General features: G+C 56.0%; 14 protein-coding genes. 10 read left to right on the top strand and 4 right to left on the bottom strand.

The window, feature by feature from the left end; all coding sequences use genetic code 11:
* Window positions 1-20 precede the first annotated feature (20 nt).
* Window positions 21-1,493: an inorganic phosphate transporter gene (locus tag ACP7A4_RS02770; RefSeq protein ID WP_048362733.1), complete on the top strand. Its 1,473-nt coding sequence runs from the start codon at window positions 21-23 to the stop codon at window positions 1,491-1,493.
* A gap of 209 nt (window positions 1,494-1,702) precedes the next feature.
* Here ACP7A4_RS02770 and ccoM read toward each other — a convergent pair whose 3' ends face one another.
* From ccoM to ACP7A4_RS02755, 3 genes are all read right to left on the bottom strand, one after another.
* The gene (gene ccoM / locus ACP7A4_RS02765) at window positions 1,703-1,816 is read right to left on the bottom strand and encodes a cytochrome c oxidase subunit CcoM (protein WP_019411060.1); all 114 of its coding nucleotides are present in this window, start codon (window positions 1,814-1,816) and stop codon (window positions 1,703-1,705) included.
* A gap of 142 nt (window positions 1,817-1,958) precedes the next feature.
* Window positions 1,959-2,120, bottom strand: coding sequence for a hypothetical protein (locus ACP7A4_RS02760; protein WP_087148758.1), 162 nt, complete (start codon window positions 2,118-2,120; stop codon window positions 1,959-1,961).
* An 81-nt stretch (window positions 2,121-2,201) separates the two neighbouring features.
* Window positions 2,202-2,534, bottom strand: coding sequence for a hypothetical protein (locus ACP7A4_RS02755; protein WP_048362732.1), 333 nt, complete (start codon window positions 2,532-2,534; stop codon window positions 2,202-2,204).
* Window positions 2,535-2,706: 172 nt separating this feature from the next.
* Here ACP7A4_RS02755 and rapA point away from each other — a divergent pair, with 172 nt between their 5' ends.
* From rapA to ACP7A4_RS02740, 3 genes are all read left to right on the top strand, one after another.
* Window positions 2,707-5,553, top strand: a complete 2,847-nt coding sequence (gene rapA / locus ACP7A4_RS02750; protein WP_059764837.1) for an RNA polymerase-associated protein RapA — start codon at window positions 2,707-2,709, stop codon at window positions 5,551-5,553.
* Window positions 5,554-5,831: 278 nt separating this feature from the next.
* Window positions 5,832-8,036, top strand: coding sequence for a putative bifunctional diguanylate cyclase/phosphodiesterase (locus tag ACP7A4_RS02745; RefSeq protein WP_426245428.1), 2,205 nt, complete (start codon window positions 5,832-5,834; stop codon window positions 8,034-8,036).
* A gap of 213 nt (window positions 8,037-8,249) precedes the next feature.
* Entirely contained in the window at window positions 8,250-10,433 is a 2,184-nt protein-coding gene (locus ACP7A4_RS02740; RefSeq protein ID WP_426245426.1) for a hypothetical protein, read from the top strand.
* Window positions 10,434-10,587: 154 nt separating this feature from the next.
* Here the strand turns inward: ACP7A4_RS02740 and ACP7A4_RS02735 are convergent, their stop codons facing one another.
* Window positions 10,588-10,887 (bottom strand): DUF2288 domain-containing protein, encoded by a 300-nt coding sequence (locus ACP7A4_RS02735; RefSeq protein WP_048363026.1) that lies wholly within the window; start codon window positions 10,885-10,887, stop codon window positions 10,588-10,590.
* Between the two features lie 363 nt (window positions 10,888-11,250).
* On the opposite strand from ACP7A4_RS02735, the gene ACP7A4_RS02730 reads away from it, so the two are divergent.
* From ACP7A4_RS02730 to ACP7A4_RS02705, 6 genes are all read left to right on the top strand, one after another.
* Window positions 11,251-12,372: a branched-chain amino acid ABC transporter substrate-binding protein gene (locus ACP7A4_RS02730; protein ID WP_048362728.1), complete on the top strand. Its 1,122-nt coding sequence runs from the start codon at window positions 11,251-11,253 to the stop codon at window positions 12,370-12,372.
* 249 nt (window positions 12,373-12,621) lie between these two features.
* Entirely contained in the window at window positions 12,622-13,545 is a 924-nt protein-coding gene (gene livH / locus ACP7A4_RS02725; RefSeq protein WP_048362727.1) for a high-affinity branched-chain amino acid ABC transporter permease LivH, read from the top strand.
* Window positions 13,542-14,798, top strand: coding sequence for a high-affinity branched-chain amino acid ABC transporter permease LivM (locus tag ACP7A4_RS02720; protein WP_048362726.1), 1,257 nt, complete (start codon window positions 13,542-13,544; stop codon window positions 14,796-14,798). The genes livH and ACP7A4_RS02720 overlap by 4 nt, the downstream gene beginning before the upstream one ends.
* Window positions 14,795-15,562: a high-affinity branched-chain amino acid ABC transporter ATP-binding protein LivG gene (gene livG, locus ACP7A4_RS02715; RefSeq protein WP_048362725.1), complete on the top strand. Its 768-nt coding sequence runs from the start codon at window positions 14,795-14,797 to the stop codon at window positions 15,560-15,562. Before ACP7A4_RS02720 ends, livG begins: the two co-directional genes overlap by 4 nt.
* A complete protein-coding gene (locus ACP7A4_RS02710; RefSeq protein WP_048362724.1) occupies window positions 15,563-16,264 on the top strand; it encodes an ABC transporter ATP-binding protein in 702 nt (233 codons plus the stop codon). It abuts the gene before it with no gap.
* A gap of 309 nt (window positions 16,265-16,573) precedes the next feature.
* On the top strand, window positions 16,574-16,882 hold the full coding sequence (locus tag ACP7A4_RS02705; protein ID WP_059764842.1) for a BufA1 family periplasmic bufferin-type metallophore: 309 nt from the start codon (window positions 16,574-16,576) through the stop codon (window positions 16,880-16,882).
* Window positions 16,883-16,898 lie beyond the last annotated feature (16 nt).

The following is a 16,898-nucleotide window of genomic DNA, read 5'->3' as shown; positions in this document are numbered from 1 at the left end:
GACCGTGTCAGAAAACCTTCATGATCGATCTATTAAGCGGATTGGATGCCTGGGTTCTTATCAGCCTCTTCTTCGCCCTAGCCTTTGTTCTCGCGTTTGAGTTCATCAACGGCTTTCATGACACCGCGAATGCGGTAGCGACTGTCATCTACACCAAAGCCATGCCGCCTCACCTGGCGGTGTTCTTTTCCGGTGTGTTCAATTTTCTCGGCGTTTTGCTGGGCGGTGTGGGCGTGGCGTATGCCATCGTCCACCTGTTACCCGTAGAGCTTCTGGTGAATGTGAATACCGGACATGGCCTGGCCATGGTGTTCTCACTGCTCGCCGCTGCCATCACCTGGAACCTGGGCACCTGGTACTTCGGGATCCCGGCTTCAAGCTCGCACACCTTGATCGGCTCGATCCTGGGCGTGGGTTTGGCCAATGCCTTGATCACCGGGATTCCGGTGAGTGAGGGTGTGAACTGGCAAAAGGCGATCGACATCGGCGCCTCGCTGGTATTCTCGCCCCTGGCAGGCTTTGTGGTTGCCGCGTTGGTCTTGATCGGCCTTAAATGGTGGCGTCCGGGTTCCAAGATGCACAAAACCCCGGAACAGCGCCGCAAGATGGACGACAAAAAGCACCCGCCGTTCTGGAACCGTCTGGTACTGGTCATTTCGGCCATGACCGTGAGCTTTGTACACGGCTCCAACGATGGCCAGAAAGGCATTGGCCTGATCATGCTGGTATTGATCGGTATCGTGCCGAGCGTCTTCGTACTGGACCTCAACAGCACGACTTATCAGATCGAGCGTACACGCGACGCCACCTTGCACCTGAGCCAGTTCTATCAGCGCAATAACGCCACCCTGAGCGAGTTTCTGGCACTGGGCAAGAGCGCAAAAGGCGACTTGCCGGAACAGTTCAGTTGCAACCCTCAGCAAACCGAGCCGACCATCGCAGCCCTGCTCAGCTCGCTTAAAGGCGTAGCGGACTACCACTCGATCCCGGCTGAAAAGCGTATCGAGATCCGTCGCTACCTGCTTTGCCTGGACGACACGGCAAAGAAAGTCAGCAAGCTGCCAGTGCTCGATAAACGCGAAAAAGCCGACCTCGAAAAACTGCGCAAGGACCTGACGGCCACGACTGAATACGCCCCGTTCTGGGTGATTCTGGCGGTCGCCCTGGCCTTGGGCCTGGGCACCATGGTGGGCTGGAGACGTGTGGTTAAAACCATCGGTGAGAAGATCGGCAAGCAGGGCATGACTTACGCTCAAGGCATGTCGGCGCAGATCACCACCACGTTTGCGATCGGGCTGGCCAACATCTACTCCTTGCCGGTATCGACAACGCATATTTTGTCGTCCGGTGTAGCGGGTACGATGGTTGCCAACAAAAGCGGCCTGCAAGGCGGCACCATCAAGACCATCCTGATGGCATGGGTACTGACCTTACCGGCCACTATCGCACTGTCTGCAACACTGTTCTGGCTGGCATCCAAAGCCCTCGCCTAAGCAGCGCGCACTAAAAAAGGTACGCCCCTCACGGGCCGTACCTTTTTTTATGCCTCGGGTTTGAGGGGATGGCACCCAGGCCGGCGCTTGAACGGCTCGCAACCTGTCCCCAAAACAACCGCAAGCCTTGCAAAACACGCACGCAAAAAAATAGGCGACCGAAGTCGCCCAAAATGCCTTGCGTGCTCGTTACTCGAAAAGACCCGGCGCTACTTATTGCGCTTCTGGGAGTCTTTCCAGATAAAAATCCCTAACCCCGCGAAAAATAAAACCATGAGACCGACGGTAAGTACTCCAGCGATAACCACATTATCGAGAAACATGACGGCCTCCTGCGCGTGTTTGTTTGTGTGAAGCCAGCTTAACCAGACACGCAGGCAAGGAACTTGACCGGGATCAATAGTGACTCCGGCCAGCAGGGTGTTAGAGGGAATAGTTGATACAGATCATGAAAAACGCCGATGTTCAGCGCTTTTTAGGCTTTTTCTTCGCTTTTTTCTTGGGACTTTTCAGCGGCATCGCTTGCTCAAACGCCTGGCGCACTTCATTCAGACGTTTTTCATTGAGGTCATGCACGCGTTTGGCGCGTTCGGCGCCCAGGTCGACCAGCTTGTTGTCTTGGCTCATAACGAAATGGGATCACTGTCAGTGGGTATCGGCAATGCGCTAATAATGCGACGCACCTCCAGCCCTGACCAGAAAAAACACTCAAACCTCAATATCAACCCACAACCCCTGGCGTGGCGCGCCATCAATCAGCGGGGATACCGGCACGGTGTTGTCTTCATTCAACTCATCGCCCGGCACCACCACCACTTCCTGCCCTTGGGCCGCTTCACGACGACGCTTGTCCTGCTGGCGCTGTTGCTCTTCGCGCAGCAGCAACGTGGCTTGATCGCTGTCCTGATTTTTCAGGTTGATCGTACTGTCGCCTGAACTTGGCTGGGCTGGCACAACGGGGGGAATATCGGGACGCGGGCGAACCGGGTCTTGCTGAGAGGTCACGGGCACAAGGCTGAGAGGTAGGATCGGCGGCAGCATATTATTGTTCTCCTGTATTCAAGCTGTCGGCCCCAGACGGTTCGACTTGAGCCGCCGGTCGTAAACCCATGACTGACTAAATCCCTACGCGTAGCTTTTTGTCAGAGTCCTTTGGACTGAGGCCCTTGATCCGTTAATATACTCGGCTTTTTCAAAGCGGGAGTCAGGCAGCATGGCGCAGCAGTATCAACCGGGGCAACGCTGGATTAGTGACAGCGAAGCTGAGTTAGGTTTAGGCACCGTTCTGGCACAGGACGGTCGCTTATTGACCGTGCTCTATCCGGCCACTGGCGAAACCCGTCAATATTCGCTGCGCAACGCACCGCTGACGCGCGTACGTTTCTCGCCAGGCGACACCATCATCCACTTCGAAGGCTGGAAGATGACTGTACGCGAGGTCGATGATGCCGATGGCCTGATGGTCTATCACGGCCTGAACGAGCAGAACGAAACCGTTACCCTGCCCGAAACCCAGCTGTCGAACTTTATCCAGTTCCGCCTGGCCAGCGACCGGCTGTTTGCCGGGCAAATTGACCCGTTGTCCTGGTTCTCGCTGCGCTACCACACCCTCGAACACACCAGCCGTCAGTTGCAATCGCCACTGTGGGGCCTGGGTGGCGTGCGTGCGCAACCTATCGCACACCAACTGCACATTGCTCGCGAAGTCGCCGACCGCATCGCGCCGCGCGTACTGCTGGCCGACGAAGTAGGCTTGGGTAAAACCATCGAAGCCGGCCTGGTGATCCATCGTCAACTGCTCAGCGGCCGTGCCAGCCGTGTGCTGATCGTGGTGCCAGAGAACCTCCAGCACCAATGGCTGGTGGAAATGCGCCGTCGCTTCAACCTTGAAGTAGCCCTGTTCGACGAAGAACGCTTCATCGAAAGCGATGCCAGCAATCCCTTCGAAGACACCCAACTGGCACTGGTGGCACTGGAATGGCTGGTTGATGACGAAAAAGCTCAGGACGCGCTCTTTGCAGCGGGCTGGGACTTGCTGGTTGTCGACGAAGCGCACCACCTGGTGTGGCACGAAGACAACGTCAGCCCCCAGTACGCGTTGGTTGAGCAACTGGCCGAAACCATCCCTGGCGTGCTGTTGCTGACCGCGACCCCGGAGCAATTGGGCCAAGACAGCCACTTCGCTCGTCTGCGTTTGCTGGACCCGAACCGCTTCCACGACCTCGCCGCTTTCCGTGCCGAGAGCGAAAACTATCGCCCGGTGGCCCAGGCCGTACAGGAGTTGCTGGACAAAGGCAGCCTGTCGCCTGAAGCGCAAAAAACCATTCACGGCTTCCTCGGCGCTGAGGGCGATGCCCTGCTCGCAGACGTCAATGCAGGGGACGCTGAAGCCAGTGCCCGCCTGGTGCGTGAACTACTCGACCGCCACGGCACCGGCCGCGTGCTGTTCCGTAACACCCGCGCCGCTGTCCAGGGCTTCCCGGAGCGCAAGCTGCACGCTTACCCGCTGCCATGCCCGGACGAATACCTTGAGTTGCCGCTGGGCGAACACGCCGAGCTGTACCCGGAGGTCAGCTTCCAGGCCCTGCCGGATGCCAACGAAGAACAGCGCTGGTGGAACTTCGACCCGCGTGTCGAGTGGCTGATTGACACCCTCAAGATGCTCAAGCGCACCAAAGTCTTGGTCATCTGCGCGCATGCTGAAACCGCAATGGATCTGGAAGACGCCCTGCGCGTGCGCTCCGGCATCCCTGCCACGGTTTTCCACGAAGGCATGAACATCCTTGAGCGCGACCGTGCCGCCGCCTACTTCGCAGACGAAGAGTTCGGCGCACAAGTGCTGATCTGCTCGGAAATCGGCAGTGAAGGCCGCAACTTCCAGTTCGCACACCACTTGGTACTGTTCGATCTGCCGTCACACCCAGACTTGCTGGAGCAGCGCATTGGTCGTCTGGACCGTATCGGCCAGAAACACACCATTGAACTGCACGTGCCGTACCTTGAGCCAAGCCCTCAGCAGCGCCTGTTTCAGTGGTATCACGAAGCCCTGAACGCCTTTCTCAACACTTGCCCGACCGGTAACGCCCTGCAACACCAGTTCGGCCCCCGCCTGCTGCCGTTGCTGGAAGCCGGCGATGACGAAGAGTGGCAAGCCCTGATCAATGAAGCCCGCGCCGAGCGCGAGCGGCTTGAACAAGAACTGCACACTGGCCGTGACCGCTTGCTGGAGCTGAACTCTGGCGGCGCAGGTGAAGGTGAAGCGCTGGTTGAAGCGATTCTTGAGCAAGACGATCAATTTGCCCTGCCGATCTACATGGAAACCCTGTTCAACGCCTTTGGCATCGACAGCGAAGACCATTCGGAAAACGCCCTGATCCTCAAGCCCAGCGAGAAGATGCTGGACGCCAGCTTCCCCTTGGGTGACGACGAAGGTGTGACCATCACCTACGACCGCAACCTGGCCCTGTCACGCGAAGACATGCAGTTCATCACCTGGGAACACCCGATGGTGCAAGGCGGCATGGACTTGGTGCTTTCCGGCTCGATGGGCAACACCTCGGTGGCGCTGATCAAGAACAAGGCACTCAAACCCGGCACTGTCTTGCTTGAACTGATTTACGTCAGCGAAGTGGTCGCCCCGCGCGCGCTGCAACTGGGCCGCTACCTGCCGCCTGCTGCTCTGCGCTGCTTGCTCGACGCTAACGGCAATGACCTGTCCTCACGGGTTTCTTTCGTGACGCTCAATGAGCAGCTCGAAAGCGTGCCACGTGCCAGCGCCAACAAGTTCGTGCAGGCCCAGCGCGATCAACTGACACCCAAAATCAACGCCGGTGAGGCCAAAATTGCGCCGCGTCATGCTGAACGTGTCGCCGACGCCCAACGTCGCTTGGCCGCTGACACCGAAGAAGAACTGGCCCGCCTCACTGCTTTGCAAGCCGTGAACCCAAGCGTGCGTGACAGCGAACTGGTTGCCTTGCGCAAACAGCGTGAGCAAGGTCTGGCCATGCTTGAAAAAGCTGCCCTGCGCCTTGAAGCGATTCGCGTATTGGTTGCAGGCTAACGCCACACACTTTGTAGGAGCGAGTTGCCCACGAAACAAAACAATGCGTCCCATCTGATGAGATGCGTTGTTTTTTCGCGAGCAACCGAGCGCCTACAGGGTCACCCCCTTGTTCAAGGCAGGGTTTATAGCGTTAAACACGGTCAAAGCCGTGTTTAATCGCAAAATGATAGGCATCATCTTGCCATCATCGTTTTTTCCCCCATTTCAGCTTCTACACTTCAGAGCAAGCTAGCGTCTGACGACTGGCAAACCTGCACTCAGTGTTGAGGGATGCTATGGAATGGCTGGGGCTGCAGTTTATTGGGGAGCACACCGCAAACGGGCAATTGGCGCTCAACAGCAGTCATAACCCGTATTTGGTGTTTCTGGCATTTTTAGTCGCTTGTGCCGCCAGCCTCGCCACCCTGCACATGTTTGAACGCGCCTGCAACGCGGAAAAAACCACGGCCAAAACGGTGTGGCGCTGGATAGGCGCCTGCTCTCTGGCGGGCGGCATTTGGGCCATGCACTTTATCTGCATGCTCGCCTTTGAATCCCCATTGAATATCCACTTCGACCTGGGCATCACCATTGGCTCGCTGTTTATCGCCTTACTCGCAGCCATTGTGGCGATGCAAATCCTCACCCAAACACCCCTCACGCGCCCCAGGCTGATACTCACCGCGCTGGTGTTCGGGCTGGGCATTTGCACCATGCACTACGTCGGCATGTCAGCCATGCACTCCAGCAGTCAACAGCACTACAACCCCGCCCTGTTCACCCTGTCATTCGTGATCGCCATAGTCGCCAGTTATGCCGCCCTGTTACTGGCCAAGTCATTGCGCACCACCAGCGGCTTGGCGCATCAGTTCTACAAGTACGCCATCAGCCTGGCCGCAGGCCTGGCCATTACCAGTGTTCACTTCATCGGCATGTGGGCGCTGCACACCTTTGCCCCCCTGGGCAGCAACGTGCAGCCGCACATAGAAAATAACCACTGGCAATTGGCCCTGATGGTGGCGCTGATTGCCTTGCTGCTCATTGGCAGCAGCATAAGCGCAGCGCTGGTGGACAAAAAATTGCAACTCAAAGAGCACGATCTCAGGCGGGTCAACGCCCTGCTCAGCCAACTGGATCAGGCCCGCGCCTCCTTACAACAAGTGGCGCATTACGACCCGTTGACCAACTTGATCAACCGTCGCGGCTTTAACCAGCTGTTTGCCGAAAAGCTGATTGAACGCGCCAGCAATAACAGCATGCTGGCGGTGATGTTCCTCGATATCGACCACTTCAAACGCATCAATGACAGCCTTGGCCACGATGCGGGGGACGAACTGCTCAAAGTGATTGCCTCGCAAATCAAGAGCGCCACCCGCAGTCACGAAGATGTGGTTGCGCGCTTTGGGGGCGATGAGTTCTGCATATTGATCAGCCTGAACAATCGCGAAGAAGCCCGCCAAATGGCGCAGCGCATCATGCTCAAAATGAAAGATCCCATCGAGCTTGCCGGGCGAAACATGGTGATGACCACCAGCATCGGTATCAGTGTGTTCCCTGACGATGGCACCACCATTGATGAACTGCTCAAACATGCCGACCTGGCGCTGTACCAATCCAAAGACAATGGCCGCAACAGCCTGAATTTCTTTAGCTCAAACCTCAAAGCCCGAGCCTCTCTTGAGCTGCAAATCGAAGAAGAGCTGCGCCATGCCTTGCGTGAAGATCACGGGCTGTTTTTGCATTACCAACCCATATTCGACCTCAAAAGTGGCCAGGTGGCCAAACTCGAAGCCTTGGTCCGCTGGCACCACCCGGAGCATGGCCTGCTGGGGCCAGAGCGCTTTATCAGCATTGCCGAAGCCAATGGCCTGATTGCCGAACTCGACAACTGGGTGCTGCGCAAGGCCTGCCACGACCTTGCAGCCTTGACCGATCTTGGCTGGAAAGACATCAGCGTTGCAGTGAACTGCTCGGCACTCAACCTGGTACGTGTGGAACTGGCTGATGAGATTGAGAGCGCCCTGCGCACCTCGGGCATCAGCGCTAACCGGCTGGAGCTTGAAGTCACCGAAAACGCGCTGATGGGCAACATCAGTAATACCTCGCAACTGCTGCGACAGATTCGGGCGCTGGGCGTATCCCTGTCCATTGACGACTTCGGCACTGGCTACTCATCGCTCGCTTACTTGAAACGACTGCCGCTCAACACGTTGAAAATCGACCGCTCGTTTATCCAAGACATCCCCAAGTCCAGTCAGGACATGGAAATCGTCCAGGCCATCATCTTGATGGCCCACACGTTGCACCTGCAAGTGGTCACCGAAGGCGTTGAAACGCACCAACAGTTCGCTTTCCTCAACCAGTACAACTGCGACTTTATCCAAGGCTTTCTGCTCAGCCGCCCCGTGCCGTTCGAGGAGTTAAATGCGCTGCTCCAACAGCTCAATAAACGACCGCCTGAGACCCTTGACTACGCAACGTTTCAACTCTCAAGCCAGTAAAATGCCAGCATCCCCCTCGCTGCTCGAAAAGAGCCATTAAAGAACGACCGCCTCAGGCCGATTCTTTTCTATCCGTACCGTTTAATCCCCTATACAAAATATGGATTAGAACGTGCGAATACCCTTATCGCCCCGTTAGTGCGCGATTCCCACCCTCGTTTTGGCCTGTTGAACATCCCTCAACAGTCGTCCAGCCCAGACAGATGGCACACAATGACGTCGAACAATAATGCGACACCCTTGGTCTCTGAAGTGTCTCTAAAAACAATAAACGAGCCCCTACGTTCATCGAAAAACTATTCCAGCCAGCAACCCTTGGCGACTCAGCAATACCTGTATTTCACCGAAACCAATACCGACCGTATCCTCGAAAACCTTGATGGTTTACGGGACTTGGTGTTCCCCCAACCCGAGCTGGTTGAAGACGACAGCGAGAGCCGTGTCGAGCAGCAATTCCCCTCGGTGTGCCTGATAGGCCTGGGGCGCTGCGGGTCCAACATTGCGCTGGACGTTGCCGAACTGGTGTACAACGCCCGCAAGTTCTACCTCAACGAATTCAATACCATCGACCCGCAACACGAAGACAAACGCTACAACCCTGGCCAATGGATTCGTAATAACTTGCGACTGGTGCAAAACAAAGCCACTAAACCTGTGTTTTTGGTCGAACCGCTGGTGCTGCTGGGTGACCTGGACAAAGACATCGCCGGGCGTATTCGCTTTTCACGCAAAAGTGAGAAAAGTAACTTCATCCGCGACTACAGCAAGATGAAGATCATGGACTTGTCGGAAGTCCACGCAGGCGGCGCCGGTAACGCGCCGATTCTGGGTCAGTATCTGGCCAAGATCATTCTCAACAAGGATGCGCAGCGCTTCTCCAGCCCGGACTGGAAACTGATCCACTCCTACCTGATCGACTCCTGCGGCATCAAAGCCAACCAGTCGCGCCTGTACTTTTCGATTTTCAGCGCAGGCGGCGGGACAGGCTCGGGCATGGCCTCGGAGTTTGGTCTGGCGCAGCAGTTCTCGTACATGAACAAAACCTTCGACACCAAACCGGCCGATGAACATGACAGCAAGAGCGGTCACGCCTTTGTGTTCGAGCCTATTTTCACCAGCGGCATCTGCGTACTGCCGAACATTTCCGATCACCGCAGCGAAATGTCCGAAGCCTTACACATCAACGCGGGCCGACTGCTGTGTAAATACCTGTCAGAAGAATGGGACTTCTCATACAACTTCGACAATGAAGACAGCAGCGAAGCCAGCGTCATGGGCCGTATTCGCCCCTGGAACGCCATGATGTTGATCTCCAACGACATCATGCGTTACGCCGAACAAAGCGATGACGGCAACATCCAGAACATCGACGTCAACGCGATGGAAAAGCACGCCAACCAATACATCTCGCAGCAGATCTTCAACATTCTGACGGCGCAGGCGGTGACCACTGACTACGATCAGAATTACTTCCGCCGTGCCGGGATCGACATTGGCGAAACCATCCGCCTCGATGCCAACGATTTGTTTATGAGCCTGGCGGGCCCCGTAGCCATTGCCTACGCAGAATCCGTCGTGCCCGAACAACCTGTGCCGGGAACCGACAAATTCAAAGTCTTCGAAAAAGAGCCACCTCGTCTGGACATTGACGACTTGTTCTTTCGCTCCATCGACTTGCCGCACTTCAACAAGGACACCCAGGCTATCGAAGGCATCAGTTTGCTGCCGATCGAGTCTCAGCGTTACCGCGCAGCCCTGGAGCAATACAAGCACTCGGGCTACGACGCCGCGGCGCTGCACGACCTGCATTTCTTCAAGAACTGCTCTTCGGTGGTTTCGATTGTGTCCTTGCCCAAGGACTACAAGCTGTCTTACATGGACTTGAACCGACTCAAGACCCACCTCAATAGCCTGTTCCCCAATACCACGCTCAAGCGTTATGCGTTGGTCATCGGTGCCTCGGCCAACTTGTCGCTGACAACATTGATCGCCAAAAGCCCCTGTTTGTCGGACGACTTTCTCACGCTGATAGTTGCCTTTATCAAACGCTGTTTTGCGCGAAATCCTTACCGTTTTGACGACACGCTGGATGATTCGATGCTGGAGTTCATCACCGGTGACGCGTTCGATGAAAGCCAGATTGATGACTTGCTCAACGAGTTCGAGAACCCGGCCAAAATCCTCGACACCAACTGGTACGCGATCAAGCCGATGTACGAGAAGAAATACCGTGAGTTGATTAACGACAAAGACAAATTTGTGTCGATCAATGACATCCGCCTTTCTCGAGACTGCGTGAAAAAAGCCATCAAGTACCTGCGTGAAATTTACCGTCACCGTATCGGCAAAACCAAGATCATCTCGCTGAACAACCACACGGGCAAAACGGCCTACTGATCCTCGCCGCAGGTACAAAAAAAACGCCACAGTCACGACTGTGGCGTTTCTCTACGGCAACTGGCCACTATTTAGCCGCCAGTTACTGGGCTACCCACTTTTCCCTTCTTTTCGCGCCCCAAAAAACGCTCAATTTTGGTGCGCAGAATTTTTTTTATGCCCTTTCCTGGATCAGTATCCACGGTGAAACCACCACGGCCCACAGCTGCGGATCACGCTCGGCGAAGTCTAATGCCTGCGTGTCAGACAATTTATTAAGTGTCCCAGATGCCATCCAGCCTCCCACTTTGCTTGCATCATCCTGGCTCACTGCCTGCGCTGCTTCGATCAGGTCCAACTGTGCGTCAACGTACAGCAGTTCGCCTTTGGCGAAAAACTTCTCAAGCGCTTTCCATTCGATAGTTGAGGTCTCGCCGAGCAGCTTGGCATAGAGGGTGCTAGGTTCTTCGATCATGGGTTTCACCAGGTAAAAAATCGGCGCAATGATAGCGCTGCACACCCGGTAGCAAAACCCGGATTCAGGTGGGAGAACGAAGAAAGAGTCGAAGGCTGTGCAACAGGCGTCAAGGCAGCAACATTCTGTTAAGAATCATCAGCCTGTTTAGCCGCCATTCTGTCTTTTTCTTTCGTTTAAGCGACATTTTCTGGTTTTTCCCTCAGCCGCCCGCTATTCAAGCGCTGAATCGTGGCCCTACACTGTACCGGTACAGTTGCAGGGGGGATTGACCGGGAATTTCGCTCAGATGAAGACCCGGTCCGGCTGCCTTGGCTTCCAGGACTATAAAAATTACAACAGAAGAGTGGAGCACCAATAAAGATGGCTATTAAGCACATGACTAAACTGTTTGCCGCTATGGTTTTGGCCGGGGTTGCCAGCCATTCGTTTGCAGCAGACACCATCAAGATCGGTATCGCGGGTGCCAAAACAGGCCCTCTGACCCAGTACGGCGATATGCAGTTCTCGGGCGCCAAAATGGCCATCGAACAAATCAACGCCAAAGGCGGCGTAGACGGCAAAAAACTGGTGGCCGTTGAGTACGATGACGCTTGCGAACCCAAACAAGCCGTTGCCGTAGCCAACAAAGTCGTGAACGACGGCGTCAAGTTCGTGGTCGGTCACCTGTGCTCCAGCTCCACTCAGCCTGCTTCGGACATCTACGAAGACGAAGGCATCATCATGATTACCCCGGCAGCGACCGGCCCGGAAATCACCAACCGCGGTTACAAAATGGTGTTCCGCACCATTGGCCTGGACAGCGCTCAAGGCCCTGCCGCCGGTAACTACATCGCCGATCACGTAAAACCTAAAATCGTGGCCGTGGTTCACGATAAGCAGCAATACGGAGAAGGCATCGCCTCCGCGGTCAAAAAGACCCTGGAAGACAAAGGCGTGAAAGTCGCGGTGTTTGAGGGCATCAACCCGGGCGAAAAAGACTACTCCTCGCTGATTGGCAAACTCAAGCAAGCCAACGTCGACTTCGTGTACTACGGCGGCTACCACCCTGAACTGGGCCTGATCCTGCGCCAAGCCAAAGAAAAAGGCCTGAGCGCCAAGTTCATGGGCCCAGAAGGTGTGGGCAACGAGTCCATCTCGCAAATCGCTCAGGGTGCCTCCGAAGGCCTGCTGGTGACCTTGCCACAAGCTTTCGACAAAGACCCTGCCAACCAGCCTCTGGTTGAAGCCTTCGCCGCCAAGAAAGAAGACCCAAGCGGCCCGTTCGTCTTCCCTGCTTACGCCGCCGTTGAAGTGATTGCGGGCGGTATCGAGCAAGCCAAAAGCGAAGACCCGGTGAAAGTGGCCGAGGCCATCCACAAAGGCACCTTCAAAACCCCGACAGGTGATCTGAGCTTCGACGAAAAAGGCGACGTGAAGAACTTCAAGTTCGTGGTGTACGAATGGCACTTCGGCAAACCTAAAACCGAAGTAAGCCCTCAGTAAGGGCAGCGTTTTGATCTGATCACAAAGCCCACTGCACAAGCGGTGGGCTTTGTTTTACAGACGTTCGTTGGACTGAATTGGGGCCGCGCTTTCGTGATCCGAAAGTCTGCCCACCTGAAAATCTTTAAAACCGTCACCAGCGGTTCGCTGGGAGAAGACTTGTGCTCAAAGTGGATGCAAATCCATACAGGCAAGTCCGGAAAATGACTCCACCAGTGAAATGCGTCTCAGGTTTTTAGGAGCTTGGTAATGCCTGACATCTATCACTTTTTCCAAATGCTGGTTAACGGCCTCAACGTTGGCAGCACATATGCCCTCATCGCCATCGGCTATACGATGGTTTACGGCATTATTGGAATGATCAACTTCGCCCACGGCGAGGTGTACATGATTGGTTCCTATATTGCGTTTATCGCCATCGCCGGCCTGACCATGATGGGTCTGGACAGCGTGCCGTTGCTGATGACCGCGGCCTTTCTGGCCAGCATCGTGGTCACCAGCGCCTACGGTTACAGCATCGAACGGGTGGCCTACCGTCCTTTGCGCGGCAGTAATCGCCTTATTCCTTTGATTTCTGCCATCGGTATGTCGATCTTCCTGCAGAACATGGTGCTTTTGTCTCAGGACTCAAAAGACAAATCGATTCCAAACTTGATTCCTGGCGGTTTCACCTTCGGTCCGGGTGGCGCCAGCGAAGTGGTTATTTCCTACATGCAGATTGTTGTCTTCGTGGTCACCTTCCTCGCCATGCTGGGCCTGACACTGTTCATCTCCCGTTCACGCCTGGGTCGCGCCTGCCGCGCCTGCGCCGAAGACATGAAGATGGCCAACTTGCTGGGCATCAACACCAACAACGTGATCGCCCTGACCTTCGTCATTGGTGCCGCGCTGGCCGCCGTCGCCGCCGTGCTGATCAGCGTGCAATACGGCGTGATCAACCCCAATGCGGGCTTTTTGGTGGGGCTTAAAGCCTTTACCGCCGCCGTACTGGGCGGTATCGGCAGCATTCCGGGCGCGATGCTCGGAGGGCTGGTATTGGGTGTAGCTGAAGCCTTTGGTGCCGACATCTTCGGCGACCAGTACAAAGATGTTGTGGCGTTTGGCCTGTTGGTATTGGTGCTGCTGTTCCGTCCGACCGGCATTCTGGGGCGTCCGGAGATCGAAAAAGTATGACTAGGAATCTTAAGTCGGCGCTCTTCAGCGCCCTGCTGGTCTGGGCAGTCGCTTACCCGGTGCTCGGCCTGAAACTGACCATCGTCGGGATCAACATTGAAGTTCACAACACCAGCGCCTTTACCCTAAGCGTGATCGCGATCTGCTCGCTGCTGATGTTTGTGCGCGTGCTATTCAACCAACAATTGAGCGCGGCCTGGAAAGCCACGCCCGGCCTGCCGAAAGTGCCAGCCAAAGCCAGTAACTTCTTGACCCTGCCCAGCACTCAGCGCTGGATCATTCTCGGGTTGGTGCTGGTGGCATTGGTATGGCCGTTCTATGGCTCACGCGGTGCGGTGGACATTGCCACACTCATTCTGATCTACGTGATGCTGGGGCTGGGCCTGAACATCGTGGTGGGTCTGGCCGGCCTGCTGGATCTGGGCTACGTGGGCTTCTACGCCGTGGGCGCTTACACCTACGCGTTGCTGTCGCACTTCTTCGGTTTCAGCTTCTGGGTGTGCCTGCCCCTCGCCGGGTTGATGGCGGCTACGTTTGGCTTCCTGCTGGGGTTCCCGGTGCTGCGTTTGCGCGGTGACTATCTGGCCATCGTGACGCTGGGTTTCGGCGAGATCATTCGCCTGTTCCTGCGTAACCTGACCGAAATCACCGGCGGACCAAACGGCATCAGCAACATCCCTAAACCGACGCTGTTCGGGTTGAGCTTCGACAGAACCGCCGCTGAAGGCATGCAAACCTTCCACGAATACTTCGGCCTGCCCTACAACTCGATCAACAAGGTGATTTTCCTGTACCTGATCGCGTTGGTCCTGGTGCTGGTGGTGCTGTTCGTGATCAACCGCCTGCTGCGCATGCCCATTGGTCGTGCGTGGGAAGCACTGCGCGAAGACGAAATCGCGTGCCGAGCACTGGGTTTGAATCCCACGATTATCAAGCTTTCGGCCTTCACCCTTGGCGCAACCTTTGCGGGCTTTGCGGGCAGCTTCTTTGCCGCTCGCCAAGGTTTGGTGACCCCGGAATCGTTCACCTTCCTTGAGTCGGCGATCATTCTGGCCATCGTCGTGCTCGGCGGTATGGGTTCACAGCTGGGCGTGATTCTGGCTGCTGTGGTGATGATCCTGCTGCCCGAAATGATGCGTGACTTCAGTGAGTACCGGATGTTGCTGTTCGGTGCCCTGATGGTGTTGATGATGATCTGGCGTCCGCAAGGCCTGCTGCCCATGCAACGTCCTCACCTGGAGCTGCGACAATGAGCCGCGAGATCCTGAAAGTCAGCGGCCTGAGCATGCGCTTTGGCGGCTTGTTGGCGGTCAACGGCGTGGGCCTGACCGTCAAAGAAAAACAGGTTGTATCAATGATCGGCCCTAACGGGGCTGGCAAAACAACCGTGTTCAACTGCCTGACCGGCTTCTACAAGCCTTCGGCTGGCAGCATCCTGCTTGATGGTCAGTCGATTGAAGGCTTGCCGGGTCATGAAATCGCCCGCAAGGGCGTCGTGCGTACCTTCCAGAACGTACGCCTGTTTAAAGACATGACCGCCGTCGAGAACCTGCTGATCGCACAGCATCGTCACCTCAATACCAACTTTCTGGCAGGGCTGTTCAAGACCCCGGCGTTTCGTAAAAGCGAACGTGATGCAATGGAGTACGCCGCGTATTGGCTGGACAAGGTCAACCTGACCGAGTTCGCCAACCGCCCGGCAGGCACATTGGCTTATGGCCAGCAACGGCGCCTTGAAATCGCTCGCTGCATGATGACGCGCCCGCGCATTCTCATGCTCGACGAACCCGCCGCGGGGCTTAACCCCAAGGAAACCGAGGACCTGAAAGCGTTGATCAGCGTGCTGCGCGAAGAGCACAACGCCACGGTATTGCTGATTGAACACGACATGAAGCTGGTGATGAGCATTTCTGACCACATCGTGGTTATCAACCAAGGCACGCCTTTGGCTGATGGCACGCCGGAACAGATCCGCGACAACCCTGACGTGATCAAAGCCTATTTGGGGGAAGCGTAAATGCTGCAATTCGAAAACGTTTCGACCTTCTACGGCAAGATTCAGGCGCTGCACAGTGTCAATGTCGAAGTGCGTCAGGGGGAAATCGTGACACTGATCGGTGCCAACGGTGCTGGCAAATCGACGTTGATGATGACCTTGTGCGGTTCACCGCAAGCCCACAGCGGGAGCATTCGCTATTTGGGCGAAGAGCTGGTGGGCTTGAGTTCTGCGCACATCATGCGCAAGAGCATCGCCGTGGTGCCTGAGGGCCGTCGGGTGTTTGCCCGACTGACGGTGGAAGAAAACCTCGCCATGGGCGGATTTTTCACCGACAAGCACGACTATCAGGAGCAAATGGACAAGGTGCTGCATCTTTTCCCGCGTCTGAAAGAGCGCTTTACCCAACGCGGCGGCACCATGTCCGGGGGCGAGCAGCAAATGCTCGCGATTGGGCGCGCACTGATGAGCAAACCCAAGCTGTTGCTGCTTGACGAGCCATCACTAGGCTTGGCACCGATCATCATTCAGCAGATTTTCGACATCATCGAGCAACTGCGCAAAGAAGGCGTGACGGTGTTTCTGGTGGAGCAAAACGCCAACCAGGCCCTGAAAATTGCCGACCGCGCGTATGTCTTGGAAAACGGCCGAGTCGTCATGCAGGGCACCGGAGAGCAACTGCTCAACGACCCAAAAGTGCGCGACGCTTACCTGGGCGGCTAACCCTGCCAGCCACACCATAAACGGCCCTGCGGGGCCGTTTTTTATTACCCGCAGCCATGAAGTCATGCAGCACGCACCTAACACCTGGAGCCGCGTGCGAGCAGTGAGACGCGGCGTTCAGACATGCAGCGCTCGTAAAATCCTTCAGCGGCGCCTAAGAGCGGCCGCATTCACCCGGTTGATAAAAAACACTCTTTTCAGATTTTTTTTGAGTTCTCTGTAACAAATCCAGACCTCGTTTCTCTAGTGGGGTAAGCCGGCAGACATTCGCTGCCGGCAGGCATAAAACCTCAACCCTGGAGAAACACCATGACTAACAAAACCACCCGCACTGTGTCCGCTGCTGCTCTGGCTTTGGCCTTGGGTTCTGCATTGAGCATCGCTGCTCTGCCAACGACCGCTGTGGCTGCGGACAACATGGAAAAATGCTTCGGTGTGGCCATGAAAGGTCAAAACGATTGCGCGGCGGGCGCTGGCACCACCTGCGCAGGTACTGCCAAAACTGACCATCAAGCCAACGCCTGGAAACTCGTCCCTAAAGGCAGCTGCGAAAAAACCACCAGCAGCACCTCGCCCACCGGCTTTGGCCAACTGGCCGCTTTCACAGCCAAGTCCTGAAACACTGCGCCAGAGT

It is taken from the genome of Pseudomonas sp. TWR3-1-1, from assembly GCF_049896545.1.
GTDB lineage: Bacteria > Pseudomonadota > Gammaproteobacteria > Pseudomonadales > Pseudomonadaceae > Aquipseudomonas > Aquipseudomonas weihenstephanensis.
This window is presented reverse-complemented; position numbering and strand designations above follow the sequence as displayed.

Coding starts and splice junctions, on each gene's coding strand:
- livH (WP_048362727.1), top strand. CDS start 12,622: ATGCCTGACATCTATCACTTTTTCCAAATGCTGGTTAACGGCCTCAAC.
- ccoM (WP_019411060.1), bottom strand. CDS start 1,816: ATGTTTCTCGATAATGTGGTTATCGCTGGAGTACTTACCGTCGGTCTC.
- livG (WP_048362725.1), top strand. CDS start 14,795: ATGAGCCGCGAGATCCTGAAAGTCAGCGGCCTGAGCATGCGCTTTGGC.
- ACP7A4_RS02760 (WP_087148758.1), bottom strand. CDS start 2,120: ATGAGCCAAGACAACAAGCTGGTCGACCTGGGCGCCGAACGCGCCAAA.
- ACP7A4_RS02710 (WP_048362724.1), top strand. CDS start 15,563: ATGCTGCAATTCGAAAACGTTTCGACCTTCTACGGCAAGATTCAGGCG.
- ACP7A4_RS02720 (WP_048362726.1), top strand. CDS start 13,542: ATGACTAGGAATCTTAAGTCGGCGCTCTTCAGCGCCCTGCTGGTCTGG.
- ACP7A4_RS02705 (WP_059764842.1), top strand. CDS start 16,574: ATGACTAACAAAACCACCCGCACTGTGTCCGCTGCTGCTCTGGCTTTG.
- ACP7A4_RS02755 (WP_048362732.1), bottom strand. CDS start 2,534: ATGCTGCCGCCGATCCTACCTCTCAGCCTTGTGCCCGTGACCTCTCAG.
- ACP7A4_RS02740 (WP_426245426.1), top strand. CDS start 8,250: ATGACGTCGAACAATAATGCGACACCCTTGGTCTCTGAAGTGTCTCTA.
- ACP7A4_RS02770 (WP_048362733.1), top strand. CDS start 21: ATGATCGATCTATTAAGCGGATTGGATGCCTGGGTTCTTATCAGCCTC.
- ACP7A4_RS02745 (WP_426245428.1), top strand. CDS start 5,832: ATGGAATGGCTGGGGCTGCAGTTTATTGGGGAGCACACCGCAAACGGG.
- ACP7A4_RS02735 (WP_048363026.1), bottom strand. CDS start 10,887: ATGATCGAAGAACCTAGCACCCTCTATGCCAAGCTGCTCGGCGAGACC.
- ACP7A4_RS02730 (WP_048362728.1), top strand. CDS start 11,251: ATGGCTATTAAGCACATGACTAAACTGTTTGCCGCTATGGTTTTGGCC.
- rapA (WP_059764837.1), top strand. CDS start 2,707: ATGGCGCAGCAGTATCAACCGGGGCAACGCTGGATTAGTGACAGCGAA.